Consider the following 7,196-nt stretch of genomic DNA (forward strand, 5'->3'; position numbering starts at 1 on the left):
AAGGAGATGGAATCAGCACGCGCTCGAAAACGAAACCCCGTTAATGGGGACGCTCCCTAGTCCCTCTATCTCGGTCGCGATGTAGTCCGCGGCGTGAAGCCGAGAGTGACTTAACCCGCCCTTGCCGTCGCCATTGCTGGCCATGTGCGTCGCCTCGCGCGCAAGTAGAACGCGCTAAACGAAGTTGAGACGGCCAAGGTTGCTTTGAGGAGCGTCATCCTTTTGGGCGCCGGTGCGGCTGGGCGATGACCAGAGCCTCCGTCCAGCCGCCGCCCACCTAGCTTCGGGCGAGAAGCTCGGCAGGCGCCTCATAATGCTAGAGCCGCCGTGAGTCGTTCCCTACGACTTATTTCGCCTTGGCGGCGTCGCGAGCTTTCCGGGCCGCTCGCAGCCGGGCCGTCTTGGCGTCTTCGGCCGCACGGTTACGATCCACTATTTCTTTGGCGGCCTCGGTCGTCTTGTCTAGGCGAGCCGCGACCTTATCGGACGAGAAAGGGTGCGGAGGTGACTTCTTCTCTTGGTCGATCATCTGCGCCCGCTCGTGGAGACAATGACCGAGGGGGAGCCATGTCCCCCAACAGGCTCTCCCCTCGAGGATCGCGGAAGGGTCGGGCCAATCCGCATCCGATCGCTTTTTAGGGCGCCGAGCGCCAACAACTACGATGCGTTTGGCGCATAGTTTTGGATCTCGCGCAGCGCGCGCTCAAGCAAGCCCGCGATTTCGCCGACGTTCGCGCCGGCACCAATGAGTTCCTCAGCCCATTCGGCCAGGCCGAGATCAACCCATCGGAGTTGGGTGAGTATCGAAGGGATATCGTCCATGTCGCTAAGATGACGCAGCTTTTCGAGTGAGCGCTCTATCAAAAGACCTGATGCGACGCACAAAATGCGGCTTTCAACGTGACGGCAAATGAAAAGCCCGCCGCGTCGGGGAGCGCGGCGGGCTTCTTAAAGGCGAAACGCATCGGGGGAAGGTACGCTTCGTCTGCTAGACGCAGCAGGCTGCAAATGGTTCCGCGTCAGGTAGGCGATTGCGCCTCTTCCGGATCTTCAGGAGCAGGCGGCTCTCGATCGTCGTCCGCGCTGCCGGGCTCGGCTTCTTCTCGGGCTTCCTTGTTCGTCGCAGCTGCGGGCTTTTCTCCGCCGCCGACCTCGACGCCAGCCTTTTCGTTCGGCTTTGACGTGTCGGTCCCATAGACCGACGGCTTGTCAGTCATGTCAGGCTCGGCGGTTCGCCGGATCGCGCTGCTCGGCCGCGTAGACGTCGCGCGTTCCGCGCTCGGTCAGCCGGCGCTTTTCACCCGTCATCCCCTGGCGGCTCTTGAACGCCGCGTAGGCGATCGTGATCCCGAGCAGGCTCACGCCAAGCACGGTCATCAAGAGCCACAGATCTCCGCCACCATTCGCCATGTGTCTTCTCCCTGATTTCGTGTCCCAAGGAGAAAGGCTCGCGCTTCAAAACGTTCCCGCCTGCAGCCAAAGCGTGATGATCGCCAGTTGAGCGAAGCGCTGGAACGAACCGCAAAGCCCGCGGTTGAGGCCATCGGGAGTCACACTTCGGGTTGAACCATGACGCCACGCCTCGACGGCCTGTCGATTAAGCAGGTTTGCGCACTGAAGACCGTAGAAGCCATGAGGCTCCGCGAGCTCGATCTCGTTCTGTCGGCTCTGGAGGACGACGGACTGATCGAGTGGAAAGAGCGGGCTTGGGCGCTCACGGAAGCGGGCAAATTCGCCGTCCGCCGAAACACGGACCCGCGATCCGGCGAGGTGGTCCGCGCATGACCGGCGCACGCGCCCTTTCGCCGGAAGGCGTCGCCATCCTTGAAGCGTTGATCGAAGGGGCCGACAGCCCTCTGCTGTCCGGCAGCGTTTTCCGCGCGCTGGAAAACACTGGACTGATCCGGCGGCAGGGAGACGGCTGGCTGCTGACCGATGACGGCTTGCGGTCGCTCAACGAAGCGCGCGAACGGATGGCAAGCGATCCGCAAATACGGCATGGGATCGGATGACGTTCGCTGGCCTGTGAATCGCCGCTATTTCCAAGCGATCAGATTGATCAGCCCGATTAGCGCGACGCCGGCCAACGCGTAAGACGCCATCCAGAAAACAAACCGAAGCCCCAAACCCTTCCAACGGGGAGCTGCCTTCGGCTGAGGTAATAAGTCGTGCCCTAAGGTCGTCATGCCCGAGGCTCCATTGGAGCGCCCTCGAGGGGAATAACCGACGGACACACCAAAGGTTCAAAGCGTCTGCCGAACGACGAGAGCAGCGAAGTAACAAGGAGACCGCCCGAGCTTGGTGCGCGACGCAGCTACAGGCGGCCTGTTTGCGCGACGGGACTTCAGCGCGAGAGAAGTCTCGCTGAAGATGGTCAGCAATCACTTAACACGCTGGCGCGCTGGTTCTCTTGGCGTCGTGCTACGAGCAGCCGTTGCGGACGAGCTGTCGACGACTCGCCATGCGCCTGGATAGGCTTTGTTTCCCGCGACTGTTGCGCCAAAGGCGCAGACAAATCAGCCGAATTACACGCATTAGGACACCCATCGCCGGGCTCGCCGGTACCAGGAAACCTAAAATGCGCAATCTCTTCGTTGGCGTCGCGGCGGCGGCTCTGCTTTCGACCGGCGCCATGGCGGCCGACCTCCCGATGGAAGCGGCCCCGGCCATCGTCGCCGTCCCCTCGTTCAGCTGGACCGGCGGCTACGTCGGCGTTCAGGCCGGTTACGGCAAGGATCGCCTCGGCGGCGGCGCCTTCAAGCCGAAGGGCGCTCTGATCGGCGGCTACGCCGGCTACAACTTCCAGTTCGACAACTCGCCGATCGTCATCGGCGCCGAGACCGATTTCAACTGGTCCGACCAGGACGACAAGATCAGCTTCGGCCCGCTCGGCAGCGTGAAGGCTGACGTGAAGTGGGCCGGCGCCACGCGCGGCCGCGTTGGCCTCGCCTTCGACCGCTTCCTGGCGTACGGCGCCGCGGGCGTCGCTTATTCGCGTGTTAAGGGCAACGCCGCGGGCATCACCTCGTCGCGCACCTTCACCGGCTGGACGGCCGGTGGCGGCCTCGAGTACGCCTTCACCGACAGCGTCGTCGGCCGCGCCGAGTACCGCTACTCCGACTACGGCCGCCGCAACGGCGTGAAGCTGACCGAGAACCGCGTCATGGGCGGCCTCGCGATCAAGTTCGGCTGGTGACGCCAAAGCTGTCGTCCTGACGACGGCAAGAACGAGAGGCCCCGGCATCAACCGGGGCCTTTTCTATGAAGCGCCAAACGTTTGATGACTAGGCCAAATAAGCTCGCTTGCAGGCAACGAATTACGATAGCTAATCTCTAGTTCTCTCCTATATTATTTGGCCACCTGTCAACTCTGTATTGCGACTGTTTATTTTTTACCTGCTCCGCTGTCCTCGCGTGAACCGCGCTCGATACGTTTCGAAGCGCCGCTCCTCGATCATTTCGGCCAACTCACTTTCGAGCCGCTTTTGCGTCAGTCGCGAAGCGCGTAGGTCCAGGCCCAATGAACTCAGGTAGCTGCGGTGGAGCGCGAGTTCCGCGAGCCGCCGTCTTGCAAGAGCGATACGGTCGTCAATCTCCGTGAGAGCGGTGGTCCGTTGATGCATCACCTCACTACGGATCACCCGCCTACCGGATTAATCGAAGGTTAGGCTCTCGCGTAAATTGTCGATTATCTTATTGACCGTTCGGGCCGGCGCGGAAAGGGTGCTGTATAAAAGAAGAGCGCAACCGCATTTGGGTGGATTTGCTAAAAAAGCTTTTTGACAGCTCTTTCTGTTATTACAGAATTGTTCCATCACATATTTCTGAAGCACAAAAATTTTTTGCTCGGCGCCATTTGGTTGTGCGCGCCTATGTCTGCCATCGGAGACGCTGCAAGGGTGGCGTACATTTTCAGAGAAATTAGATGGCTAAGATCAACGGCAACGCCAAAGCGAACGAACTTCGTGGCACTGAGCGCGACGACGTTATCAATGGGAAGGGCGGCGATGACGAGCTCGAAGGGCGCGGGGGCAACGACGAGCTCAACGGCGGTTCCGGCAATGACGACCTTGAAGGCGACAGCGGCAACGACACCCTTAACGGCGGCTCGGGCAATGACGATCTCGACGGCGGCTCGGGCAAGGACGTCCTGAAGGGCGGCAAGGGTAACGACGAGCTCGATGGCGGATCTGGCAACGACATTCTGACCGGCGGCAAAGGCTCCGACGTATTCAAGTTCGAACGAAACGACGGAGCCGACACGATCACGGATTTCGCCGGCGGTAAGGATCGAATTGAGTTCGATATCGACGGTCTTGACTTCAACGACCTGACCATCCGAAACAATGCGGACGGCGATGCGGTAATTACTTGGGGTGATAGAGGTTCCTCGATCACGCTCGAGGGCGTCGACGCATCCAAGCTCGATCAGAACGACTTCGTCTTCGACAATTGATCGACTGAACTGCTGTCTTAGATATATGAAGAGCCCGGCGTGCTTTCTCGACGCGCCGGGCTCTCTTAGCTAAGCGCTGCCTTCGCCGATGATCGGAGTGGGCTTGTCGAACTGCTCCTCGACCTCTGGCGCGGAGTTTGGATCAACCGGCTTAACGGCCCCAGGGGTGCCAACAGCCAGATCCGCGTGGATCAGAGCCGCCTGGCGACTAGGGTAATTATCCGAGACCGCATCGCCGATCTTGTAGGCCCAACCGTCGGCTGTCTCGATGATCTCGTATCGATCGTTCGCCATCTTTTCCTCCTCTTCGAGTACGGAACGGCGGTCGGTTGACCTTGTTCCGGATCGAAGAAAGTCGCTCGCGCAGCGCAGGCGCTAGCATCAGGTCGGCCGATCCTTCGCCAGCAAGGACGACCACGGCTTAGCGTGGCCCTCGCGGACCAGCCGCGCGCCCACATCTTCCCCGACTGAATAGACGACGGTCACCGTCCGGCCGTAGCGGTCCCGTCCTCGTCGATCGATCGAGAAATCATTCGGCGCCTTGAGCTTCTCAAGCCGTTCCTGCGCTGCCTGGGCCCGAAGCAGCTCGAGCGGACATTTCGCCCTCCCGAATTCCGGCGCATCGATCGGGCCCGCTTCCGAGCGCAGCGGGATCCGCTCGCCGGACGCGTCAAGCGTGTCGCCGTCGACGTCATAGACGTCGGACGCTAGGGCCGACCCGGGCACCGTAAATGCGCCCGATAAAACGAGAAATGCGGCTAAAGCGCCTCCGAAGGTCCGAATGACGTAGCGTTTCGTGCGCGCGATTAAGCTACAAAATGCCCGGCTGGCCGGACGTCTGCAAGGCGTCTTCATTCCGGAATCATAGGTATTCGTATCGAGTAACTCGCCGCTTACTTCACAACCACCATTGCCAAAGATCACGACGCAGCGCAGTTATCAAATCAACGCAATGGAGAATGCAAATGGAAGATCAGGTCGATTTCGTCGCGCTGACGGGAGATGTCGTCAGCGCCTATGTCGGGAACAACTCGGTGGCTGTGGCGGATCTTCCGACGCTCATCCAGTCGATCCATGGCGCGCTCAGCGCCGCCGCCAAGGGACAGAAGGCCGAGCCTATCGCCGAGCCTGCGAAGCCCGCCGTCTCCGTGAAGAAGTCGGTCACGCCCGACTTCATCATCTGCCTGGAGGATGGGAAGCAGTTCAAGTCGCTCAAGCGTCACCTCCGGACCAAGTACGACATGTCGCCCGAGGAATACCGCGAGAAGTGGGGCTTGCCGCACGACTACCCGATGGTCGCGCCGAACTATGCGGCCGCGCGCTCCGAGCTTGCGAAGCAGATGGGCCTTGGCCAGAAGCGCGCCGCGGCGAAGGCCGCTGCCGCGCCGGCCAAGCGGACCAAAAAGGCCGCGTGACGATCGCTTGGCGGGAAGGACACGAAAGCATTCCCGCCGAGCTCGCTAGGCCAGCAGCCTGGTGCGGGGCGCGGGCGGTGCGGATAGCCCGGTCTCCAAAACTGACAGTCGGGTGGTCAGAAGCGAACAAAAAAGGCGACTCCTGGATCGGAGCCGCCTCGGGTGTGAGGTCGACCAGCTACGCTTTTACGGCTGCGTCGCTGATGGCGGATCGCTCGCCGGCACCGATTCCTCAAGCTCTTGATCGAGCTTTTCGTTCGCCTCCATCGAGCCACCCTTGTTCGCGGCGGCAGGATCATCGCCACTGATGTCCCGCTCCGCCTGATACCAGAACTGCTCGGAGTTCCCTTCCGGCTGCCCAGCCTGCACCCAAAGCTCGTAGGCGCGCTGCTTAATTTGGGCTTCTCGATCGCTCATAGCGCTGGCTCTCTCGAATGATCTCCGACCGCGTCGGATCATCCGCAAAACCCGCGCTCGCCGTCTTCGTTCCAGAAGGAAGTTCACGGGTCGGCGCCGCGGCTCACGACCCTGGCATTTGCGGTCCCTACCGGAACGAACGGACGACTGCTGAGCTTCACATCGGTAGCCGAAGGAGAGCGCCGTGGAGTTCCGGGAGAAGCTGAAAGAGGATCTCGCCATCTTCCGTCAGCGCCTGATCTGGCTCGAGGATGGGACCATGCGGTCCTACGAATATTCGCGCGGCCATCGCATGGACCGCGTCCCCGACGCCATCGATTACACGAAGCGCATCATCGCGGAGATCGAGAAGTGCCTCGCGGAACACAGCGAGCGCGGCGGCTGAGTGAGGCCACGGGAGGGCCCATGAGCACGACCTTCAAATCCAACAATGACAACACTCTGGCGACAGGCAGATCCGAGCCCGACAAGGCCAAGCTTGTCCCATTCGAGGATCGAAAAGACGCCGGCCCGAACAACAGCGAAAAAAGCAAAAGCGATGAGCCGCGGGATGCGGGCGACATCGCGGAAAAGAAACAGGGAAGCGGCGAGCGGGACAAAGCGCCGCTCGGGGCTATTTCGCCTGAGAAGCTGACGACTGAAACGGACGACGGGGCGGTATGACACGTGAGGCGGCGACGGGTGCGCCGCCTGACGATTGCTCGACGGACCACCGTCGTCTTCCGACGCGAAGGCAGCTACGGCGCTCCCGCATCCTCGCCACGAAGATCAGCGAGATGATCTCAGCTGGCACATCATTTGCGACTGACGCAGTCGCTTCAAACAAGCGGATAGCGGCCCTTCACAACGTCGGCTAATGGGATGGACCGGCTGCTTCCCTCGGCGGGTTAGCCTTCAAGGCTGTTGCC

At 61.2% G+C, this 7,196-nt stretch carries 14 protein-coding genes; 8 read left to right on the plus strand and 6 right to left on the minus strand.

Going from position 1 to position 7,196, the window contains the following annotated elements; translation table 11 throughout:
- Positions 1–346: 346 nt before the first annotated feature.
- Entirely contained in the window at positions 347–529 is a 183-nt protein-coding gene (locus ACFOWB_RS18910) for a hypothetical protein (RefSeq protein ID WP_261404330.1), read from the minus strand.
- 152 nt (positions 530–681) lie between these two features.
- Between ACFOWB_RS18910 and ACFOWB_RS18915 the strand changes: the two genes are divergently transcribed.
- The gene (locus tag ACFOWB_RS18915; protein ID WP_261404329.1) at positions 682–852 is read left to right on the plus strand and encodes a hypothetical protein; all 171 of its coding nucleotides are present in this window, start codon (positions 682–684) and stop codon (positions 850–852) included.
- Between the two features lie 167 nt (positions 853–1,019).
- On the opposite strand, the gene ACFOWB_RS18920 is transcribed toward ACFOWB_RS18915, so the two are convergent.
- Both ACFOWB_RS18920 and ACFOWB_RS18925 read right to left on the minus strand, forming a co-directional pair.
- The gene (locus ACFOWB_RS18920) at positions 1,020–1,217 is read right to left on the minus strand and encodes a hypothetical protein (RefSeq protein ID WP_378148834.1); all 198 of its coding nucleotides are present in this window, start codon (positions 1,215–1,217) and stop codon (positions 1,020–1,022) included.
- A gap of 1 nt (position 1,218) precedes the next feature.
- On the minus strand, positions 1,219–1,410 hold the full coding sequence (locus ACFOWB_RS18925) for a hypothetical protein (protein ID WP_378148835.1): 192 nt from the start codon (positions 1,408–1,410) through the stop codon (positions 1,219–1,221).
- Between the two features lie 159 nt (positions 1,411–1,569).
- On the opposite strand from ACFOWB_RS18925, the gene ACFOWB_RS18930 reads away from it, so the two are divergent.
- The 4 genes from ACFOWB_RS18930 (at position 1,570) to ACFOWB_RS18945 (ending at position 4,456) form a co-directional block, all read left to right on the plus strand.
- Positions 1,570–1,785 (plus strand): hypothetical protein, encoded by a 216-nt coding sequence (locus tag ACFOWB_RS18930; RefSeq protein ID WP_378148836.1) that lies wholly within the window; start codon positions 1,570–1,572, stop codon positions 1,783–1,785.
- Entirely contained in the window at positions 1,782–2,012 is a 231-nt protein-coding gene (locus tag ACFOWB_RS18935) for a hypothetical protein (RefSeq protein WP_261404326.1), read from the plus strand. The genes ACFOWB_RS18930 and ACFOWB_RS18935 overlap by 4 nt, the downstream gene beginning before the upstream one ends.
- A 566-nt stretch (positions 2,013–2,578) precedes the next feature.
- Positions 2,579–3,196 carry an outer membrane protein gene (locus tag ACFOWB_RS18940; RefSeq protein WP_378148837.1) on the plus strand — a complete coding sequence of 206 codons (618 nt, stop codon included), beginning with the start codon at positions 2,579–2,581 and terminating at the stop codon, positions 3,194–3,196.
- Between the two features lie 729 nt (positions 3,197–3,925).
- Positions 3,926–4,456 (plus strand): calcium-binding protein, encoded by a 531-nt coding sequence (locus ACFOWB_RS18945; protein ID WP_261404324.1) that lies wholly within the window; start codon positions 3,926–3,928, stop codon positions 4,454–4,456.
- A gap of 69 nt (positions 4,457–4,525) precedes the next feature.
- Here the strand turns inward: ACFOWB_RS18945 and ACFOWB_RS18950 are convergent, their stop codons facing one another.
- Both ACFOWB_RS18950 and ACFOWB_RS18955 read right to left on the minus strand, forming a co-directional pair.
- Complete coding sequence (locus tag ACFOWB_RS18950) at positions 4,526–4,750, minus strand: hypothetical protein (RefSeq protein ID WP_261404323.1); 225 nt, start codon at positions 4,748–4,750, stop codon at positions 4,526–4,528.
- An 87-nt stretch (positions 4,751–4,837) separates the two neighbouring features.
- Positions 4,838–5,380 (minus strand): thermonuclease family protein, encoded by a 543-nt coding sequence (locus ACFOWB_RS18955; RefSeq protein ID WP_378148838.1) that lies wholly within the window; start codon positions 5,378–5,380, stop codon positions 4,838–4,840.
- 41 nt (positions 5,381–5,421) lie between these two features.
- Between ACFOWB_RS18955 and ACFOWB_RS18960 the strand changes: the two genes are divergently transcribed.
- Positions 5,422–5,871 carry a MucR family transcriptional regulator gene (locus ACFOWB_RS18960; protein ID WP_378148839.1) on the plus strand — a complete coding sequence of 150 codons (450 nt, stop codon included), beginning with the start codon at positions 5,422–5,424 and terminating at the stop codon, positions 5,869–5,871.
- A 186-nt stretch (positions 5,872–6,057) separates the two neighbouring features.
- Here ACFOWB_RS18960 and ACFOWB_RS18965 read toward each other — a convergent pair whose 3' ends face one another.
- Positions 6,058–6,288, minus strand: coding sequence for a DUF2934 domain-containing protein (locus ACFOWB_RS18965; protein WP_261404321.1), 231 nt, complete (start codon positions 6,286–6,288; stop codon positions 6,058–6,060).
- A 184-nt stretch (positions 6,289–6,472) separates the two neighbouring features.
- Here ACFOWB_RS18965 and ACFOWB_RS18970 point away from each other — a divergent pair, with 184 nt between their 5' ends.
- Together ACFOWB_RS18970 and ACFOWB_RS18975 are read left to right on the plus strand one after the other, a co-directional pair.
- Positions 6,473–6,673, plus strand: coding sequence for a hypothetical protein (locus ACFOWB_RS18970; RefSeq protein WP_261404320.1), 201 nt, complete (start codon positions 6,473–6,475; stop codon positions 6,671–6,673).
- Positions 6,674–6,693: 20 nt separating this feature from the next.
- A complete protein-coding gene (locus ACFOWB_RS18975; protein WP_378148840.1) occupies positions 6,694–6,951 on the plus strand; it encodes a hypothetical protein in 258 nt (85 codons plus the stop codon).
- Positions 6,952–7,196 lie beyond the last annotated feature (245 nt).

This window comes from Chenggangzhangella methanolivorans (assembly GCF_042648545.1).
Taxonomy (GTDB): domain Bacteria; phylum Pseudomonadota; class Alphaproteobacteria; order Rhizobiales; family Methylopilaceae; genus Methylopila; species Methylopila methanolivorans.